Origin of the sequence: Alsobacter metallidurans (genome assembly GCF_014636935.1) — a bacterium.
In the GTDB taxonomy this organism is placed as follows: domain Bacteria; phylum Pseudomonadota; class Alphaproteobacteria; order Rhizobiales; family Beijerinckiaceae; genus Alsobacter; species Alsobacter metallidurans.
This window is the reverse complement of record NZ_BMES01000001.1, coordinates 1,586,809-1,604,527: the sequence shown is the minus strand read 5'-3', so window position 1 is coordinate 1,604,527 and position 17,719 is coordinate 1,586,809. Positions and strand designations below refer to the sequence as shown.

20 protein-coding genes and 1 pseudogene are annotated in these 17,719 nt (G+C 60.7%); 12 read left to right on the top strand and 9 right to left on the bottom strand.

Annotation, left to right across the window (positions count from 1 at the left end; all coding sequences use genetic code 11):
• Window positions 1-57: 57 nt before the first annotated feature.
• Window positions 58-1,052, bottom strand: a pseudogene (locus IEV99_RS07320) (Nramp family divalent metal transporter); the annotation flags it as partial.
• Between the two features lie 318 nt (window positions 1,053-1,370).
• Between IEV99_RS07320 and IEV99_RS07315 the strand changes: the two are divergent.
• Window positions 1,371-1,508, top strand: a complete 138-nt coding sequence (locus IEV99_RS07315) for a hypothetical protein (protein WP_244643648.1) — start codon at window positions 1,371-1,373, stop codon at window positions 1,506-1,508.
• A gap of 78 nt (window positions 1,509-1,586) precedes the next feature.
• Here the strand turns inward: IEV99_RS07315 and IEV99_RS07310 are convergent, their stop codons facing one another.
• Window positions 1,587-2,009 (bottom strand): MerR family transcriptional regulator, encoded by a 423-nt coding sequence (locus IEV99_RS07310; protein ID WP_188517011.1) that lies wholly within the window; start codon window positions 2,007-2,009, stop codon window positions 1,587-1,589.
• Window positions 2,010-2,076: 67 nt separating this feature from the next.
• Between IEV99_RS07310 and IEV99_RS07305 the strand changes: the two genes are divergently transcribed.
• Window positions 2,077-4,356: a heavy metal translocating P-type ATPase gene (locus IEV99_RS07305; protein WP_188517010.1), complete on the top strand. Its 2,280-nt coding sequence runs from the start codon at window positions 2,077-2,079 to the stop codon at window positions 4,354-4,356.
• On the top strand, window positions 4,353-4,775 hold the full coding sequence (locus tag IEV99_RS07300; RefSeq protein WP_188517009.1) for a hypothetical protein: 423 nt from the start codon (window positions 4,353-4,355) through the stop codon (window positions 4,773-4,775). Before IEV99_RS07305 ends, IEV99_RS07300 begins: the two co-directional genes overlap by 4 nt.
• Here IEV99_RS07300 and IEV99_RS07295 read toward each other — a convergent pair.
• Window positions 4,772-5,293 carry a copper chaperone PCu(A)C gene (locus IEV99_RS07295; protein WP_188517008.1) on the bottom strand — a complete coding sequence of 174 codons (522 nt, stop codon included), beginning with the start codon at window positions 5,291-5,293 and terminating at the stop codon, window positions 4,772-4,774. The genes IEV99_RS07300 and IEV99_RS07295 overlap by 4 nt on opposite strands.
• Before the next feature lie 558 nt (window positions 5,294-5,851).
• Window positions 5,852-6,475 (bottom strand): transglutaminase-like cysteine peptidase, encoded by a 624-nt coding sequence (locus IEV99_RS07290; RefSeq protein ID WP_188517007.1) that lies wholly within the window; start codon window positions 6,473-6,475, stop codon window positions 5,852-5,854.
• A 209-nt stretch (window positions 6,476-6,684) separates the two neighbouring features.
• On the opposite strand from IEV99_RS07290, the gene IEV99_RS07285 reads away from it, so the two are divergent.
• The 9 genes from IEV99_RS07285 (at window position 6,685) to IEV99_RS07245 (ending at window position 13,982) form a co-directional block, all read left to right on the top strand.
• Window positions 6,685-7,653, top strand: a complete 969-nt coding sequence (locus IEV99_RS07285) for a L,D-transpeptidase family protein (RefSeq protein ID WP_188517006.1) — start codon at window positions 6,685-6,687, stop codon at window positions 7,651-7,653.
• Window positions 7,654-7,829: 176 nt separating this feature from the next.
• Window positions 7,830-8,249, top strand: coding sequence for a TFIIB-type zinc ribbon-containing protein (locus IEV99_RS07280; RefSeq protein WP_188517005.1), 420 nt, complete (start codon window positions 7,830-7,832; stop codon window positions 8,247-8,249).
• Between the two features lie 307 nt (window positions 8,250-8,556).
• Window positions 8,557-9,240, top strand: a complete 684-nt coding sequence (locus IEV99_RS07275; RefSeq protein WP_188517004.1) for a ZIP family metal transporter — start codon at window positions 8,557-8,559, stop codon at window positions 9,238-9,240.
• Window positions 9,233-9,748, top strand: coding sequence for a signal peptidase II (gene lspA, locus IEV99_RS07270; protein ID WP_210318628.1), 516 nt, complete (start codon window positions 9,233-9,235; stop codon window positions 9,746-9,748). Before IEV99_RS07275 ends, lspA begins: the two co-directional genes overlap by 8 nt.
• Before the next feature lie 16 nt (window positions 9,749-9,764).
• Window positions 9,765-10,253 carry a DUF411 domain-containing protein gene (locus IEV99_RS07265; RefSeq protein WP_188517003.1) on the top strand — a complete coding sequence of 163 codons (489 nt, stop codon included), beginning with the start codon at window positions 9,765-9,767 and terminating at the stop codon, window positions 10,251-10,253.
• Between the two features lie 14 nt (window positions 10,254-10,267).
• Window positions 10,268-10,738, top strand: coding sequence for a copper chaperone PCu(A)C (locus IEV99_RS07260; protein ID WP_188517002.1), 471 nt, complete (start codon window positions 10,268-10,270; stop codon window positions 10,736-10,738).
• On the top strand, window positions 10,728-11,336 hold the full coding sequence (locus IEV99_RS07255) for an SCO family protein (protein ID WP_188517001.1): 609 nt from the start codon (window positions 10,728-10,730) through the stop codon (window positions 11,334-11,336). Before IEV99_RS07260 ends, IEV99_RS07255 begins: the two co-directional genes overlap by 11 nt.
• 617 nt (window positions 11,337-11,953) lie before the next feature.
• On the top strand, window positions 11,954-12,688 hold the full coding sequence (locus tag IEV99_RS07250) for a cytochrome c biogenesis CcdA family protein (RefSeq protein WP_188517000.1): 735 nt from the start codon (window positions 11,954-11,956) through the stop codon (window positions 12,686-12,688).
• A gap of 643 nt (window positions 12,689-13,331) precedes the next feature.
• Window positions 13,332-13,982 (top strand): transglutaminase-like cysteine peptidase, encoded by a 651-nt coding sequence (locus tag IEV99_RS07245; protein WP_188516999.1) that lies wholly within the window; start codon window positions 13,332-13,334, stop codon window positions 13,980-13,982.
• A 316-nt stretch (window positions 13,983-14,298) separates the two neighbouring features.
• Here the strand turns inward: IEV99_RS07245 and IEV99_RS07240 are convergent, their stop codons facing one another.
• The 5 genes from IEV99_RS07240 to IEV99_RS07220 all read right to left on the bottom strand — a co-directional run bounded on the left by IEV99_RS07240 (window position 14,299) and on the right by IEV99_RS07220 (window position 17,716).
• Window positions 14,299-14,784: a hypothetical protein gene (locus tag IEV99_RS07240; RefSeq protein ID WP_188516998.1), complete on the bottom strand. Its 486-nt coding sequence runs from the start codon at window positions 14,782-14,784 to the stop codon at window positions 14,299-14,301.
• Window positions 14,784-15,458, bottom strand: a complete 675-nt coding sequence (locus IEV99_RS07235) for a hypothetical protein (protein WP_188516997.1) — start codon at window positions 15,456-15,458, stop codon at window positions 14,784-14,786. The genes IEV99_RS07240 and IEV99_RS07235 overlap by 1 nt, the downstream gene beginning before the upstream one ends.
• 78 nt (window positions 15,459-15,536) lie before the next feature.
• A complete protein-coding gene (locus IEV99_RS07230) occupies window positions 15,537-16,058 on the bottom strand; it encodes a M15 family metallopeptidase (protein ID WP_188516996.1) in 522 nt (173 codons plus the stop codon).
• Between the two features lie 14 nt (window positions 16,059-16,072).
• Entirely contained in the window at window positions 16,073-16,996 is a 924-nt protein-coding gene (locus tag IEV99_RS07225) for a hypothetical protein (protein WP_188516995.1), read from the bottom strand.
• Between the two features lie 72 nt (window positions 16,997-17,068).
• Window positions 17,069-17,716, bottom strand: coding sequence for a DUF4376 domain-containing protein (locus tag IEV99_RS07220; RefSeq protein WP_188516994.1), 648 nt, complete (start codon window positions 17,714-17,716; stop codon window positions 17,069-17,071).
• Between the last annotated feature and the right edge of the window lie 3 nt (window positions 17,717-17,719).

Below are 17,719 nucleotides of genomic sequence, written 5' to 3'. Positions count from 1 at the left end.
AACCCAGATGAGCCAGAACCTCCGTTCCTGAGAAACAAAAACGGTCTCAAATTATCTGACGACGGACACGAGAGTGGCTGTTACAGTCGAGTTCAGGCCGCAGCACAGAAGAGCGACGCCAAACAGAGTCGGCGCGATCGCAGCTCCCAACAACGGTGAAAGTATGGAATGGGCTTCCGCGAGTTCAGCTACGTCGCTTCGGCCACTCGAGTGAAAGGCTGCAGCTGCCAATACCAAAATAGATGCGTTGATGAGCAAGGCGAGCATCAAGGCCACCGTTGAATCAATTGTTGCAAATTTCAGCGCTTCCCGCTTCTCCAAAGGTGAGGAGCCATAGTCGCGAGTCTGGACGATCGCCGAGTGAAGATAGAGGTTGTGGGGCATGACAGTCGCGCCGAGGATACCGAGCGCTAGGTAGAGCATCTCCGGGTTCGTGATGATTTCGGAAGTCGGAGCAAACCCGCGAATGACTCCGCCCCAATCTGGACTCGCCAGTGCGACTTGAACTGCGAAGCATGCTGCGATAATCGCAAGAAGCCCAATGATGAAAGCTTCAAGGTAACGAAACCCGAGTTTCTGAAGGTAGAGGATCAGGAACACGTCTAAGGCCGTGACCAACACGCCAACCTAGAGCGGGATGCCGAAAAGCAGGTTAAGGCCGATCGCCGTCCCGATAACCTCGGCTATGTCGGTCGCAACGATGGCAACTTCCGCCATGGCCCATAAGGGATATACTATAAACTTTGGGAACGCATCACGGCAGGCCTGTGCAAGGTCGTGGCCGGAAGCAACAGCGAGCCTGGCGCAAAGTGACTGCAGGATAATCGCCATGATGTTGGACACGAGCGCTACACCAGCAGCGAATACCCAAATTTCGACCCACCCGCGATCGAAGTGGCCCAATTTCCGGGATCCATGTATCCAACTGCGACAAGATAGCCCGCGCCTAAGAATGCGGCCAACCGGCGAGGGCTCGTCGAATCCCGGGGCACTGCAACAGTGCGGTATACATCCGAGAGGGGCGCCCTACCCCTCGGCTGACGCCAGCCAGTAAGTCCTCTGCTACATCCAAATCGTGGGTTCGACTGACATGGGCGTCTATTGGATGCTCGCTATTGCAACTCAGTCGCAATAGCATATCAGGCGTGGAGCCGGAGCGGAAGATGGAACGTCGTCCGGCTGGATAGGCCGCGAGCGGGTCAGGAGACCACGACGGACAGGCTCGTAAGAGAGGCTACTTTAGGTTTATGCGGGCCTATAAAAGGCCCGCATCAGATCAAGGCGGTATTCAGTTATTTCTTAGCTGAACCGCCTTTGTCCCGATGACCGTGTTGGTCCAAGTCGCCCGAAGTGTGACCCGGGTGGGGATGATGCTGACCCGGCACCTCTTTCTGCCCAGCCTTGTCGCGATGGCCTTGGGGATCAAGATCGCCTCGCTTGTGACCGGGATGATCGTGATGCTGGCCGGGTTTTTCCTGTGCCATGAGCGTTTCTCCCTACTGCTATGACCGGCGCGCCGGCTGATCCAGCAATGCAGCGCCTACAAGAAAGTTCCGAAGAGGCGACGTCACTGGCATCAGAGGTGGTCAGGCAAGTCGCCCATGATCATGGGTTTGGTCAGAGAGCGTCTCGATTACACGGCATTCAGCGACCCGCCCCTGCTGACAGTGCTCCACCATCCGCTGTAGCTCAGCCTTGAGCGCTAGGAGACTTCTGATGCGCTCCTCGACCTCAACCAGTCGAGCCTGTGCGATCTCGTCCGCGGTCGCACAAGACTGGTTCGGATTGTCTTGCAGGTTAAGCAGGGTCCTGATCGCCTCGACCTCGAAACCCAACTCGCGGGCATGGCGGATAAACGACAAGCGCCTCATATCCTGCTCGCCATAGAGGCGGCGATTCCCGTCGCTCCTTGGCGGAGCAGGGAGCAACCCAATCTGCTCGTAATACCGGATCGTCGGGATTTTGACCCGGCTTCGCTCCGCGACCTTGCCAATCGATGATCCCTGCATAATTGATTGCTCCTCTACCCGCTAGAGGATGTACGACTAATCCGGCTGGATTGAGAAGGAAATTAATATGACTGTCGCGACACGTTATCGGGTGGAGGGCATGGACTGCGCCTCATGCGCCGCCAAGATCGACTCGGCGGTTCGAAGGCTGCCAGAAATCGAGGATGTCCAGGTGTCGCCGACAGCCGGAACCATGACGGTTCGGCACCGTGATCAGGCCGACCTACCCGCTATGGAGAAGAAGGTAACAGGGCTCGGTTACAAGCTGACCAAAGTTCAAGCCAATCCACCGCAGCCCATTTCGGGTGCAAGCGGCAGCCACACCGACCAAGCCAGCCACGCTCATGAGCACTCGGCCCGCGGTCACGACCACGGCCACAATCACGACCACGGCCACAATCACGACCAGAAGCACGATCACGACCAGAAGCACGATCACGGCGCTGAAATTCCTGGACTTCATGGCCACGACCATGGACCGACCTCTGGTCCATGGTGGAAATCGTCCAAGGGGCTGCTGACAATCGCCAGCGGCTTGGGGCTGGTTGTGGCTTACGCGATAGGAAAGCTGGCCCCCAGCATCGAGCAATGGGCATTCGTGGCTGCCATGCTGATCGGCCTGGCCCCGATCGCGAAGCGCGCCGTCATGGCCGCCGCAGCCGGCGTGCCCTTCACGATCGAGATGCTGATGACCATCGCCGCTGTGGGTGCAGTGATCATCGGCGCAGGCGAGGAAGGCGCGGCAGTCGTTTTCCTGTTTCTCGTGGGCGAGTTGCTGGAGGGCGTCGCTGCCGGCAAGGCGCGCGACAGCATCCAGTCGCTGACTAAGCTGGTCCCAAAGACGGCGCTGTTGGAGACTGATGGCAAGACAACCGAGATTCCCGCTGAACAGGTCCAAGTCGGGTCCATTATCCTGGTGCGCCCTGGCGACCGTGTTCCGGCGGATGGCGTGATCGTGTCGGGCGAGAGCGCGATCGACGAGTCGCCGGTTTCGGGCGAGAGCGTCCCTGTTCGCAAGGGCGTGGATGCCAGCGTTTTTGCCGGGACCGTGAACGGCGATGCGGCACTTCGGGTTAAGGTGACGGCGGCGGCGGCCGACAACACCATCGCGCGTGTGGTGAAGCTCGTGGAAGAAGCGCAGGAGAGCAAAGCTCCGACCGAGCGCTTTATTGATCGATTCTCCCGCTACTATACGCCCGGCGTCGTCTTGGTGGCCGCCCTTGTCGCGATTGTGCCGCCTCTGCTTTTCGGCGGAGCATGGGGGGCTTGGGTCTATAAGGGCTTGGCCATCCTCCTGATCGGCTGCCCCTGTGCCCTCGTGGTCTCCACACCGGCTGCGATTGCGGCCAGCCTCTCGGCCGGAGCACGCCGCGGCTTGCTGCTGAAGGGCGGCGCTGTGCTGGAGAACATAGGAAAGATCACGGCGGCTGCTTTTGACAAAACCGGAACCCTGACCGCCGGCAAGCCTCAGGTGACTGACATCCTCAACTTCGGACGTCCTGAGGCGGAGGTTCTGCGCCTTGCAGCGGCTCTGGAGAGTGGCTCTAGCCATCCGCTCGCGCTGGCGATCCTCGCCAAGGCGAAGGCCGACAACATCGCCGTAAATGTCGCGGAGAACGCGCAGGCCCATGGTGGCAAGGGCGTATCCGGCGTAATCGAAGGGACATCCCTTTTTCTGGGTTCGCCACAGGCGGCTTCCGAACGCGCTCCGCTGGATGAGGGCCAACTGGCGCGCATTGCCGCCCTGAACGACGAGGGCAAGACCGTCTCGGTTCTGCTCGCGAATGATCAGCTTGCTGGCGCGATCGCAATGCGTGACGAGCCCCGCCCCGACGCCAAAGCCGGTCTGAAAGCCTTGGCCGATGCCGGCGTGAAGACTGTGATGTTGACCGGCGACAACCAGCGTACAGCGGATGCCGTCGGCCGCCAGCTCGGCATCGAGGTTCGGGCCGAGCTTCTTCCCGAAGACAAGCAGCGCATCGTAGGCGAGATGATGCGTGAGGGCTTGATTGTCGCGAAGGTAGGCGATGGTATCAACGACGCGCCGGCTCTGGCTGCCGCAAATGTCGGTATCGCTATGGGTGGCGGAACTGATGTCGCACTTGAAACGGCCGATGCAGCAGTCCTTCATGGGCGCGTGATGGATGTCGCCGAGATGGTGGTCCTCTCGAAGAGGACTATGACCAATATCCGGCAAAACATCTCGGTTGCACTCGGCCTCAAGGCCGTTTTTCTCGTGACCACAATCATTGGGATCACGGGGCTTTGGCCGGCGATCCTGGCTGACACCGGCGCAACTGTGCTGGTGACTGCTAATGCCATGCGCCTGCTTCGTGCTCGCAAATGAACTGGCGCTTCGAGCGAGGTGATCGGCTCGTTGCGACCCTGGTTCCAGCGACCTTGGTCGCCGCTGGTTTCTGGATGCAACACGCTGTCGACTCGGGTGACGGCTGGCATTTCGCTTTCGCGACAGGCTTGCTCGCGCTGGGTGGTGGGCTCGTGCTCCACCTCGTTGGTGGCTCTACATCTGGACACCCGACCCAAGTTTTTGATCCGAGCCCGACCGCAAGCCAGGCGGCACGCGAGGATGTCCTTGGAGCTTTCATTATGAAAAAATCACCCCCCGAGGATTATCGGCTTCGGAACCGGCTGACCCTCGCTGCCCTCACCGTTGTGATTACCGCAATCTTCGGCCTCAGCGTCATTCACGCCGTACGGGAAACCGCCACGGCCCCCGAACTGTCAGCAGAGACCAAGAGCCCCTAGAGGCGGGCGCTTTGCTGGAGAACGAGACTTAGCGGTCGGAGCTTCGCCCAACGACGGCTTGCGTCTTCGATGGGTTCGATGAATGCCTCGATCTTCACTGTTCCGGCCAGCACGAAAACGAGCGTTAATCGCACCTTCTTTCCGGCGCGCAATTGTGGAGCCCTCCCCGCCCACGCCAGCGACCAACGTTTCCCGGGCCCGAGACTTACGGTAGTCCCAGCCGGGATCTCGACTCCAGACGCTGTTTCATGGAGCAGGGCTTCGGCATAGGCTATCGTGTCCCGCTCCAGGATGCTGACCCGCCCGGCCGGTGACCGAACCTCGAGCAAGCGATCGCCGGACACGCCTGTGTTCGTGATCGACATTCGGGGGCCTTCTAGGTTGGAACCAGAGGTCCTCGCCCGTGCCCAAGGGTGCTCTATCGCCAATGTTTCAAGGCGATAATCGTGTGCCTCAGCCGCGAGCGCTGTCGGAATTATCCCTGAGAGGAGAATGAAAACCTGAGTTATACAGCGCATCTGAATCCTCAGTGCAGATGCGCCATATGACCGGCGAACCTATCACCAGTTTGTACACGCACCGAAATGGTTAAACGGCCGGCGCGCGAAAAGGTCAGGGACAGCTTCAATGATTGGGCACCGGAGGCAGCAATCGGAAACGCGACGAACGAACCCGTAGGGGCGAGAACGAGGCCCGACTTTGCCGGAATCCGGAGCCCAGTACGGCCAATCGGAGTGGCCTGCGTGCTAGTTGATTTCAGAATCCGGCCAAAGACGCCGTTCTCGCCAACGACTTCGACCAGGTGATCTTCCTCCGATCCAGAGTTCTTAACCGAGAAGCAATGATCCAGCCGTCGCCGGAGTCGGATGGTTTCGCCCAGCCGTCTACTATCTCGAGTGAAGCGATCTGACCCAATCGATCATGCTCATCGTCGATTGCAAAAACGGGCCCTAAACCCGCCAATGCCAAAATCAGGGTAACCGCCGCGCGTCGCATTTTAGGCCTTCGTTTTCAGGCCCCTTTGTCATTAGCAACAAAGGCAAGTGTGTGACGCGATGGCACGCGGCGCCCTTCGTTCACTTCCCTGAGGCGGTGGCGTCGATCCCCGTTCTCCGATCGAGCGAAACCCAGCCAACCGAGTTTTGGCTCTCTCGCTTCACATAGGTATAAGGAGTCTGATCCCAAGGCACGATCTCATCACGACGGTTGTCGAGAACGAGGTCACCATGATCGGTCCTGACGATCAACACGGCATGCCCTTCACCCCTCTCGTCGACAACCACGGTCATTAACATGGTGCGGCGCGGGATGCCTGCTTGCGCAAGTACCTTGCGCTTAAGCAGCTGGTAGTCCTCGCAATCGCCCTTGCCATCCTCGGCGAAGTCCCAGCGGTCCGCTACACCCCAGTGGTCTGGGTCCGTAACGGGCATGATCGCGGAGTTGATCCGCGCATTCACCTTCCGCAAAAGTGCCCAATGGCCGTCAGTAAGAACCAGGCTGTCCGGCTCCTTGACATCCACCTCGCATTCGCTGGCGTAGCGACGGCAAAAATCGACCCAACCTTTGATGGGGTTGGCGGCGTTTTCGGCGGGCATGCTCTGGCTGACATATTTTAGTCCGGGATGGGGGCTGGCTCGAGATGGGCTTGAACCGATGGCCAGCAACACCAGGCAACCGACAAAAACGGCTTGAACGCGCATGAGCTCCTCCAGTGAGGCAACACTGGCGTTCGACCACTTCAAGCAGCCCAGAAAAAATCGCTCAAATTTTACGGGGTGGTAGAAGTTGCGGGACTAGTCCCCAATCTTGGTTTGCGGAAGGTAAGCGGCGCACCCCTTGCCTAGCTTTGGCCCTTGTTCACGGGCAGTTAAGCGTAGCGCCGCAACATTGACCTTTGGGAGGATGATGCATGAAGGCCGTGGCAATGATGCTGGGTACCGCGCTGGTTGTTGCCGGCTGTCAGGACGGCTACAGCAACAGGCACTTAGCGCCGATCTCCCCTAGCACCATGGCCTTGATGCAGGCAAAAGGTACCAACTCATCGCAGCCAATCCTGCTTCGGGCTTTCAAAAAAGAGGCCGAATTGGAAGTCTGGAAACGGGGATCTGGCGGGCGATACGCTCTTCTGAAAACCTATCCGATTTGCAGATGGTCTGGGCAGCTTGGGCCAAAGGTACGCGAGGGTGACCGACAGGCTCCCGAAGGCTTCTACACAATCACGCCGGCGGCCATGAACCCAAATTCGGCGCTCTATCTGTCCTTCAATTTAGGATTTCCGAACGAATATGACCGAGCTAACGATCGCACGGGCTCTTACCTGATGGTGCATGGATCGTGCTCATCCAGGGGGTGCTTCGCTATGACCGACGAAGCGATCTCGGATGTTTACGCACTCGCTCGGGAGGCGTTTGCAGCTGGTCAGCGGGAGTTCCAGTTCCAGTCTTACCCTTTCCGCATGACTCCGGAGAATTTGGCCAAGCACCGAGCTGATCCAAACATCGTGTTCTGGCGCAATCTGAAAGAAGGTGATGACGTGTTCGCCCTGACCCGCCAGGTCCCGCAGATTGGGGTATGTGACCGGCGATACACCTTCAATACCGGCAAAGACGGTTGCGGGCTGCAGGAACCATCGCTTTTCGCAGCGCTCAAGAATAAGGAGCGCGCCGACGATCTCAGAACCAATCAGTTGGTCGCTGCCGGTGTGCCCGCGGTGAAGCTCGTGTACCGCGACGGCGGCCAGAATACGGCGTTTTCGTCCGGAGCAGCCAAAGTCGGCGAAATTTCCAGGCCAGAAGCCCTGACCGGACCGGAGGAAATTATCCTTGAGCCTTCCTCGACCGGTTCCGTTTCGCCTGCGGCAACGGGGTCACGCTCCTGACGCGATCATCCTAGTGCGCCAGGTACACAAGATTGACTGACAGAAGCACTGCGGTGGCATGCTGATCGCGATCTGCCCAAATGCAATTCACAGCGCAATAGCGGTCCTTGATCTCTAGCGACTAGAGCACCTATCTCCCGTTCGTCCTGCCGAGTGCGCGACATGAAGGAGACAACATGACTGATACGCAGCAAGCTGCCCCTCACGGACTGAGCTGCCCAGTTTGCCGGGCCGACCTGCTCATGAGCGAACGATCGGGAATTGAGATCGACTACTGCCCCAAATGTCGTGGCGTTTGGCTCGATCGTGGCGAATTGGACAAAATCATCGAGCGGACCGAGGCTGAGCGCAATCAGCCGACTCAGGGAGCGGCTGGCTTCCTCCCGCCCGTGTCGCCGAACCCATGGGGCAATGCTGCAACTCCGGCTGCTCCTCACGACTCCGGTTGCGTACAGCCCTTCGACCGGCAAGTCGAATATGATCGCTCAGGCCACGCGTCGCATGGTACTGGCCATGGCGGCTATCGTGGTCACGGGGACGCACATGGCCATGGTGGCGGGAGAAGAGGCAGCTTTTTGGGTCGTCTCTTCGACTGAGTTCCGACTAGCATTCGCGCGCCTCGCGCCTGGAACGGATTCGGAGCGACCTGCGTGATTGGGATGGCTGACACAGCTTCGCACCAAGAATGCTTCTCAGGCCATTTGCGTCTCGGCCATGGCTGGCACTTTGGTCAGCCGTGGTCTTGGGCTAGTCGAGCGAAGGACCGTTCGTTAACAGGATCTGAAAGCGAGGTGTCATGCTGGTGACGAAACATGGACGACCTTGGCCGGCGGTTTTAGTGATGTCCGCGCGAGCGCTGGTATCGCAACAGACCCAGACACAAACACTTGCTATTTAAGCGGCATGGCTATGTGGCTTTTCATATTAGCTCCAGTTGTGGCCGCCGCAATGGGTGCAACAATAGCGGTAATTCGCCCGCCCGGAATCACGCTGACAAGCGCGATCCAGCACTTCACCGCCGGAGTGGTTTTCGCGGCTGCCGCAGGCGAGATTTTGCCCGATCTCAAGCACCAGGGGTTCTGGCCTGTGATACTGGGCTCAGTCGCCGGTGTTTTGGCCATGTTGGCGGTCAAGAGCTTAGAGACGTCAACCCGAGGCTCTGTGAGCTTACTTGTTGCTGTCGGCGTTGACGTGTTCATCGACGGGCTAGTGCTCGGCCTTGGATTTGTGGCGGGGCAGCGGGAAGGGCTTCTACTGACTATCGCCCTGACGCTGGAAATTCTATTCCTCGGACTGGCCGTCACAACCGAATTGGCTGAGACGTCTCGCTCGAAGTTGGCCGTCGTTGGCACCACTGTGGGGCTATCCCTACTGCTTCCGGTCGGCGCCGCAGTGGCTATCCCGATTTCAGGCATGCCACAGCCCGTCATCACGGCCTTTTTCGCTTTTGGACTCGTGGCCCTCCTCTACCTAGTAACCGAAGAACTCTTAGTTGAGGCCCATGCAGAGCCTGACCGGCCCTGGGTAGCAGCTATGTTTTTTGCCGGGTTCCTGCTTCTGTTCATGTTGGAGCAGGCAATTGCGTGAAGGCGCTGAAATGAAATCCGCGGCAATAATGGGAACGGCAGCTTTTGCGTTACTCGCAGACCAAGTGAGCAAGGCTATCGCAATCGCAACCCTCCACGAGCAGTCGCTGGTCGAGGTTACTTCCTTTTTTAACCTCACCCTCTCCTTCAACCCTGGCATCAGCTTCGGCCTGCTGCGGAACTGGGTAGCCCGATGGCCGGAGGCGGCCGCCATAGCGAAACTTGGTATCGCGGCCCTTCTGATCTTCTGGGCTATGATCAGCCGCCGGCGGGTCGAACAAATTGGTTTCGCCGCAACAGCAGGCGGTGCTCTGGGCAATGCCCTTGATCGCTGGCGGCAGGGGGCTGTCACCGATTTCCTAGATCTTCACTATAACGACCTGCACTGGCCGACTTTCAATCTGGCCGATGTCGCGGTGGTTTTGGGCTGCTTTCTCGTCCTGGGGGCATCACTCCGCCCTGATCGGAGAGCCGGCCCCTCCTTTGAACGCCAGACCAACTCCAACTGATCTTGGAGGCACGATCATGAAAGAGGAAAGCATGCCATCCATGAGCCGTAGGACCGCCCTGGCCGCGTTGGCCGCAGCGCCACTCCTCGGGGCGTCTCAAGCATTGAGCCAATCGCTTCCTAGAGTCTCTGTCACCAAGGACCCCTCCTGCGGGTGCTGCCAGGGCTGGGTCAGCCATTTACGCCGGTCCGGATTTCAGGTGGCCGTCAGTGAATCGGCCGACATGCAGTCGGTTAAGAAGCGGTTGGGCGTGCCGGACGAGCTGGCCTCATGCCACACCGGCGAGGTCGCAGGCTACGTGCTGGAGGGCCATGTGCCTGCAGCCGAGGTCAAGCGCTTGCTGGCGGAGAAACCCAAGGCTCGCGGGCTGGCTGTGCCGGGCATGCCATCCGGCTCGCCTGGGATGGAGGTCGCCAATGGCAACCTCGACACCTACGAAATCGTCCAGTTTGGGCCGGAGGGGCGCAAGACGTTCGCCCGGTACCGCGGCGGCCGGCCTGCTTGATCAGGGAGGATGGAATGCGTGGCTTGTTTCTCGCGGGTGCTTTTCTGCTAGCAGCGCCAGCTCTGGCTCATGATTTCCAGGCCGGCGAACTGGTAATCGTTCATCCCACCTCCAGGGCAACCCCCGGTGGCGCAAAGGTGGGCGCCGGCTATCTGACAATCAGAAACACCACTTCTTCGGATGATCGGCTGGTCCGGATCGAGAGTGCGGTTGCCGATCGGATCCAAGTCCATGCATCAACGAACGAGAACGGCGTCGCTCGGATGAGGGAGATGGCGAATGGCCTCCCGCTGCCTGCAAATAGCGAAGTGACCCTGAAAGCCGGCGGCGATCACATCATGTTCGTTGATCTGAAACAGCCACTCAAAGCCGGAGACAAGATCGCCGCGACCCTCGTCTTCGAGCACGCAGGCCAAGTGGAGGTGACCTTCAACGTGGAGCCCTTGGGTGGAGCAAAGGCAGGGGCGTCAGAGCATGCCCACTGAAATGCGGGCTTTACGAGCCCTCAGGATCGGCCTTTGGCTCCTTGTTGCTCTGGCAGGAGTGGGAGCGGCGGTGTTGCTCCTTGTAAGCTCTGGAAACCCTCCGCAGCTTCAGGCTCGTGCGAAGCTAGACCCCTCGTTCGAAGCCATCGATCAGAATGGTCGCCGGGTCACAGAAAGGACATTCCAAGGGAAGCCATCGGCATGGTTTTTTGGTTTCACGCACTGCCCTGATGTCTGCCCCACGACATTGCAGCAGCTCACCACCTCCCTCGATCAGTTGGGCGAGGACGCGAAGAAGCTGACGGTGGTTTTTGTAACGGTCGACCCAGAACGCGACACGCCAGCAATCCTGAAGGAATACATGGAGTCTTTTCATCCCAGCATTGTTGCCCTCAGCCCATCGGCAAAGGACCTAAACGCCATCGTGAAAGGGTTTGCGGCATATTATGCCAAGGTTCCTCAAACTGAGGGCTACACGATGGAGCATTCCAGCCTGGTTATTCTGCGCGCGGCGGATGGGACTTTTGCAGGTACGATCGACCAACATGAGCAGGCTGAAACCGCGCGCGCTAAGCTTCAGAGGCTTGGACGGGGCTGACAGAAACTTTTTTCAAGAACCGTGAGATACTGGCCTAATCCTGCTACCTAGGTCAGAACGCGGCGGCAAAGCTGTAACACTTCGACCGTATTCAACGAGGAAGCCGATGGTTGCGGGCAGGCACCGCAGATGCAACTCGACGTCAGTCGTAGTGATTTGATCTCGCAGGTGCAACATACGCTCAGCGAGAATGGGCGAAGGAGATCACCTAACGACGCGAGCTTCGCAGCGCGACTGGTGGGCACAATCGCCTCGCGGCCGTTCCGGCGGGGTTGTTTAGCGTTAGAGCCAAAGCGCACCGGCGCTCAAGATGCAGACCATGGAGCAGGTCATCAGCGCCGCGCCTTCCCAAAAAAGCCCAGTCTGGGTCGCCTCCCTTTTAGCGGGAGATCCCGCCGCAAGAAACCCAAAGGCGATAGCGAGCACAATCAAAAACGCGGTAAGCACGCACTGGACGATGAACATAGGTTATCGCTGATTCATCCGCCGCGGAGATTCAAAGGCAAACCGCCGTCCAACGTGGGATTCCGCTCACTTCGGGTCTCGGAGTATTGACCCATGAACGGTGGGTATTCTCAACCCAGGTTATCAGGACGCACGCGAATATCGAGGATCTCATGAGCACCTTGACAACGATCGGCTATGCGACGGCCTTCGCTGCCGGAGCCGTCTCCTTCCTCTCGCCCTGTGTGCTGCCCTTGGTTCCTGGCTATGTCTCATATGTGGCCGGCCAGAACGTGGGTTCGTCAGATGCTACCCCCGATCGCAGTACGCTTCGCACTCTAACGCTGAGCACCTGCTTTGTGCTCGGATTTTCAACAATTTTTGTGGCGCTCGGGGCCGGAGCGAGCGCATTCGGTTCGGCGTTAAACACGTTCCGTTTCGAGCTGAACTTCCTTGGCGGAGTCATAGTGATCGTCTTCGGGCTGTTTACGGCCGGGCTCCTCAATTTGCCCTGGCTGAAGCGGGAGTTACGTTGGCACGGTGACCCGCCGGGCCGGGGGCCCGTCGCCGCCTACCTGCTTGGGGCGGCCTTTGCGTTCGGCTGGACGCCTTGCATCGGCCCGGTTCTGGGAGCCATTCTCGCCTTGACCGCCTCCTCCACGGCGTCGAGCGGGGTATTATTACTTGCGGCCTACTCTCTTGGCCTTGGCGTTCCGTTCGTGCTGGCAGCTCTGTTTCTGTCCGGGTTCGTGGCACACTTAAAAAACTTGCGCCGAACCGGGCGTGCGCTGCAGATCGGGGCTGGCGGGGTCATGATCGCAATGGGAGTTGCCATGATCACCGGTCATATCACAAGCATTGCGATCTTCTTTTTGGAGGTCTTTCCAGCCTTGGGCGGCATCGGTTGAGCTTCACTCTGGTTGCCATAGCGGCTTCAATCGTGCGCAACACTCGGGCATCGTTCTTTACAACCGAATATTGGCGGCGCTGCCGGCCATTAGCTATGACACGAATTAGCGATAACCTTATCATCTATGCCAAAGCTATTTCCAGATCCGATCGCTGACCTAAGGCTGTGCCGTGCATGTCAAAGTCGTTTAAGAAAAAGCTCCGGAAAACCGGAGCTTTGTGCGCACAGGATGGAGATCAGTCCGCAGTAACGACATCTGGGCTGACTTTGTGCGCCACGTCCAGCAAAATTGCCTCGCTCACGCGACAGCGGGCAACCGCTCGCGCGCACTGCCTTGCAATGTCATTGGCGAAGTAATCATAATCGGCCTTACTAGTCCAAAGTCTTATATATGTCGCAGATTGAGGGTTTACCCGTTGTGGCGGAACGGCCGCTACTCACTGCAAAAACTTCTGCAATCACGCAACTACGTGAGCGCCAGCAGTGAAGGCTGTTACAAGAAAGTACCACCGCGAAGGTCTTGCAAGTTCATACGGAATGTTCCGGATGACGGTCCCGGGCCCGCAGCTTCAAGTTGCCATCTAGGAAGATGGAGACTGTAAATGGGGGCGACTCGGTGCTTAACAACGGTGGTCCGGGCGATGCTGATGCTCGTCGCATCGCAAGCGCCGGCTGAAGCCAATCCCCGTAGCGCGACGGGGAGTCCGGCAACCCGGCCGCTCGCCATGGTTGTGATCGGCGTTGCGCCCGCCCCTAAGGCCTTTTACCCGTTCTGCGAGAAGAACCCTGGCGAATGCGTAGTCCGCGGTGACGCTGCCGCTTTTCGCACAACGCCCGAGCGGCTAGCCGAGCTTGAAGCGGTGAACCGCGAGGTCAACGGCACCATACGGCAGGTGACCGATTTGGAGCACTTTGGCGTTTCCGACGTCTGGGGCTTTCCCGACGACGGGGCCGGCGATTGTGAGGACTTCGCTCTCCTGAAGCGCCGCAAGCTCATCACGCTCGGATGGCCTTCGGGCCGACTCCTCATCACGGCTGCGCTCGACCAGAACCGCGAGGGGCACGCCGTGCTTACCGCCGTTACGGACGGCGGTGACGTAGTGCTCGACAACAAGCGCGACGACATCCGCAACTGGCGCAGCACGGGCTATTCATTTCTCACCCGGCAATCGCAAGAGGTGCCTAGCCGGTGGGTGTTCACTGCACCCCCAAGCGAAATCCAGGTAGCGTTAAAGCGGGCAAATACCGGGGTTGGAGCGCGCAATATGAGGGCTGCCTCAGGCCAGCGCTGAATGCCGCAGCCTAACGACGCCCCCCTCCCCCATCACCCGCAATCATGAGCAGCCCCCATCCAGACCGCCTTAGTTCCACAACATTAATTCGGTCGGCAGTTATGCCCGAGTTTGCCTGTTGTTCAACGTGATGGTTGACCCAAACAGGCGACCTTCTATCATCCTCGATTGATGCCGCCTTCCGAGGGCATCATGAGCCGGACAGAGGCGATGCGCTTTGGCGCGTCGTCTCTGTTTGTTTGCACGGTGGACCCCTTAGACTGGGATAGCTGCACGGGTCCACGCGACCTCAGAAATGGCGTGCGCCTGCAGGCACTCAGTTCCTGCGCAGCAGCATGTTTTCGAGGCGATCGATCCGCTCCTCCAGCCGCTGGTTGTCATGCTCGTTCTGACGCCACTTCTCGGCGTGCTCAGCGCGCGGAACCATCCGCTCGTTGATGGCCCCGATGGTGTCTTTCTGGCTGGTGCGCAGCTCCACGATGCTGTCCTTGATCGGCCAGTATAGGATGCCGCCCACGAGGCCGAGAACTGCCGTCATCGCCCCGATGGCGGGCCAAATCTGGGCGCCGCGGATCCCGGCATTGCCGGCGATCGTCTTCTGCAGGTCGCCGATCGCGCTTGTGATCGCGCGGAACTCGCCGGTGTTCTCGGTCCGCATCGCGGTGAGCTGCTGGTGGGTGTCCTGTCGGATGTCCGCCAGACCGCGTGCGGTCGTCTTAGCGAGGTCGTCGACCTGACGCTCGAGTCCCGTAACCTTGTTGTCGAGAAGGAGAACCTTCGGATCGGGCTCGCGATCCGGCATCAGGCGCCCGATCCCGGGCTCGCTGCCGCCAGCGCCTTATAGGTCGCCGCGCACTGCTTGTAGGCGTTCACGGCCGCGAGCATCGCGACCATGCCGGTGGCGTAGTTCTCAGGCTTCGTTGCGCACACCGCCTGAACCGCCTCATAGGCGGCCAGCTCCTGCGCGTTGGTGGCGGGCTTCTGCTTGGGCGCCACGAAGCTGAGATAAGCGAAGTGGAGCCCCTCGGCGGCATTGCACGCCACCTCGTATTTTTGCTGGGGCGTCATGTGTTCGACATTCTGCACCACGGCGGCGAGCTGCGGTTTGGCCGACTCGGAGGCCGACTGACAGGCACTCAGCGACACAAGGACGAGCCCCAGCGCGCAGAACATCACCAGCGCGGGCGCAATGCGCTTGGCGACGACGTTGATGCTGGCTGCCGCCTTGGCGGGCGTCACCGGGATGTCGGCCTTGGCGGCGGCGATCGCCACCAGCTCGTCGTTCAGGTGGCGGATGATGTCGCGCTGCGCGGGCGGAACCGCATAGGCGAGCAGCATGCCGACGCCCGTGGTGATCATGGTTTGCATCTCGGGCGTGAGCGGGATGCCGTAGCGCGCGAGGACGAGAGTGAGCAGCCAGGCGACAATGCCGCCGAAGCCGCCCGCAAGCACTTTGCGATCGGGGAACCAAGACATGGGAGCACCGTTATGGACGGGAGTACGGGACGGATGATGAGCGCGCCGGGGATGCCCCCCTCCGGCGCGTTCGGTCGTTCAGAGGGTCGCGAACTGGAAGTGCATGCCGTCGGCGCGCGGCTCGTCGGCCGCTGAGCCGTTGCCGTTCCAGTCACTACCCCACACAGCCCCGGCCTGCTTCCAGGCCGCGAGCACCTCTGGGCACTGAGCGAAGTGCGGCGTGCGGTCGTGCAGCGCATTGCGGGGCGCGTCGAAGTCGAAGGCGCACCCGTAGGAGTGCATGCTCAGGACATTGAGACCGCGCATGAGGCGGTAGTTGTAGCTGCCTGAGAAGACGCTCATTCCCCAGTCGTCGACCACGCGCTGGTCGCAGCCAGAGCGGCGCCAGACGCCGTCCAGCACCGAGCGAAAGGCGTCGGCCACCTTGCGGTGGCAGACGACGCTGGTGACCGGCTGACCGGCGTAGCGCATCACAAAGGGGAGCTGGCCGACGCGGACCAGGTTGGCCTTTTTCCAGCTGGCGGCGGCTTGGGTGGGATCGTTGCTGCGAGGGTTGCCATAAAAGGCGTCGCAGTCGCGCTGGCGGGGCCAGATCGACATGGTGGGATCCTCCCTCAGAGGGTGTTGGCGTCTTCGTTGCGGGCGGCGAAGTAGTGCTGGATGTCGCGGCGCAGGCCGGGCTTGTTGCCCGCCAGTTCGATCACGCCGTGGACGTTGCGCTTGAGGTCCGTGTCCGGATCGAAGGCGTGGCGCTTGAGGATGTCCCAGCGCTCGACGTATTTCCGGTTCCCCTTGGTCCCGTGGAAGCCGTGCTCGATCACGCCCTGCACGCAGCCGAGCGCGCCGTTGATGTGCTGCTGGGCGCGCTTCTCCCACTGCAGCAGCGGGCGCAGGTAGCCCGGCCCGAGGCCCTTGGGAACGGTTCCGGCCACTCGGCCCGCGATGGCGTGCGCCATGTGGTGGTCGGCCGAGCCGAGCGCCGCGGTCTCGATCAGGCCGCCGAGGCGCTCGATGGCGTCGCGCGTCGCCGCCCAGGCGTAGCCGGGGTGGGGATAGGGCGCGCCGTAGCCCTGGCCCGGGACGATCCGGTCAGGGTTTTCATGGAAGACCTTGGCGAAGGAGGTGTGGAGCTGCATCACCTCGCCGCCCGGCCCGAGGTCGAGCGCCTGAGTCCAGGGCTGCACGATCGGGTAGTGCTGCAGCGCGTGGAGCGTGCGCGTGGCCCAGTTCCGATCGCGGAAGTGGACGTCGGCGTCGATCCAGGCGACGTATTTCCAGTCGGACGGCAGCCGCGCGAGGCCGATGTTGAGCAGGTTTTCCTTGATCCAGACCTGCGAGGAGCACTTCACCGGGACGTGGTTGATGCCCGCCACCCGGCCGAGCTTGTGCCCCTCGTCGCCGGTGACGCACTCGACGGTGGTGAGCTGGACCCCGCTCTGAATCATGTGCTGGGCGAAGGGCCAGTAGAGCCGCTCGCGCGATTTGAAGCCCAGCGGATTGTGGATGACGGTGACGACGTGGAGCTTTTCGGGCTGCATGAGCGCGCCTCATGAAAAAGGCCGCCCCCGAAGGAGCGGCCCGCGATGCGTTGAAGGTGAATGGAAGGGGCGTCAGCCCGGCCAGTTGGCCGCGTCCACGCCCGCCTTGTCGGTGATGGTCCCCACCTCGATCGCGCTATCCACCGCCTCCTCGGCGGCGAAGCTTGCCTGGACGTGGTCGCCCACGGCCTTGCCGATCGTCACGAGGGCGTCCTTGGGCAGCGTCACCCAGCCAGACAGGCTCTTGAACTTCACCACGGCGTCCGGAGCCGTGTAGAGGCTCAGGAGCACCGCGTTGCCGATCAGGCTCTGGCTCTCGCGCGTGGTGTCGATCCGCGCCTGGCCCACCGTGACGCCGCCCGTCTCGACGGCGTAGCGCTTGGCGGCGGCGTAGGCTTTCAGCTCGTCCTTGCTGAGCACGCGGGGCGGCTCAGTCGGCTGCAGGCCATGCGCGACGGGGTCGCCGAGGCCGATAACCTCGATCTTCTGCCCGTCGGCCGTCCACCAGGTCTCTCCCCGGTGGTCAGCGAGCAGCGACCATGCGCCGTCGGCGAACACCGCGACCTTGCCGGCTTCGGCGGGCGGCGGCTCCAGCTCCGTCGAACATGCCGGGAGCATGTAGACGGGATGGCCCTGAGCCTCCGATTCGAGCGGGTCCAGGTGCGGCGTGATGGCGCCCGTGAAGGCGCCGGTCTCGCGGTCGTAGCAATATGCGGTCATGGC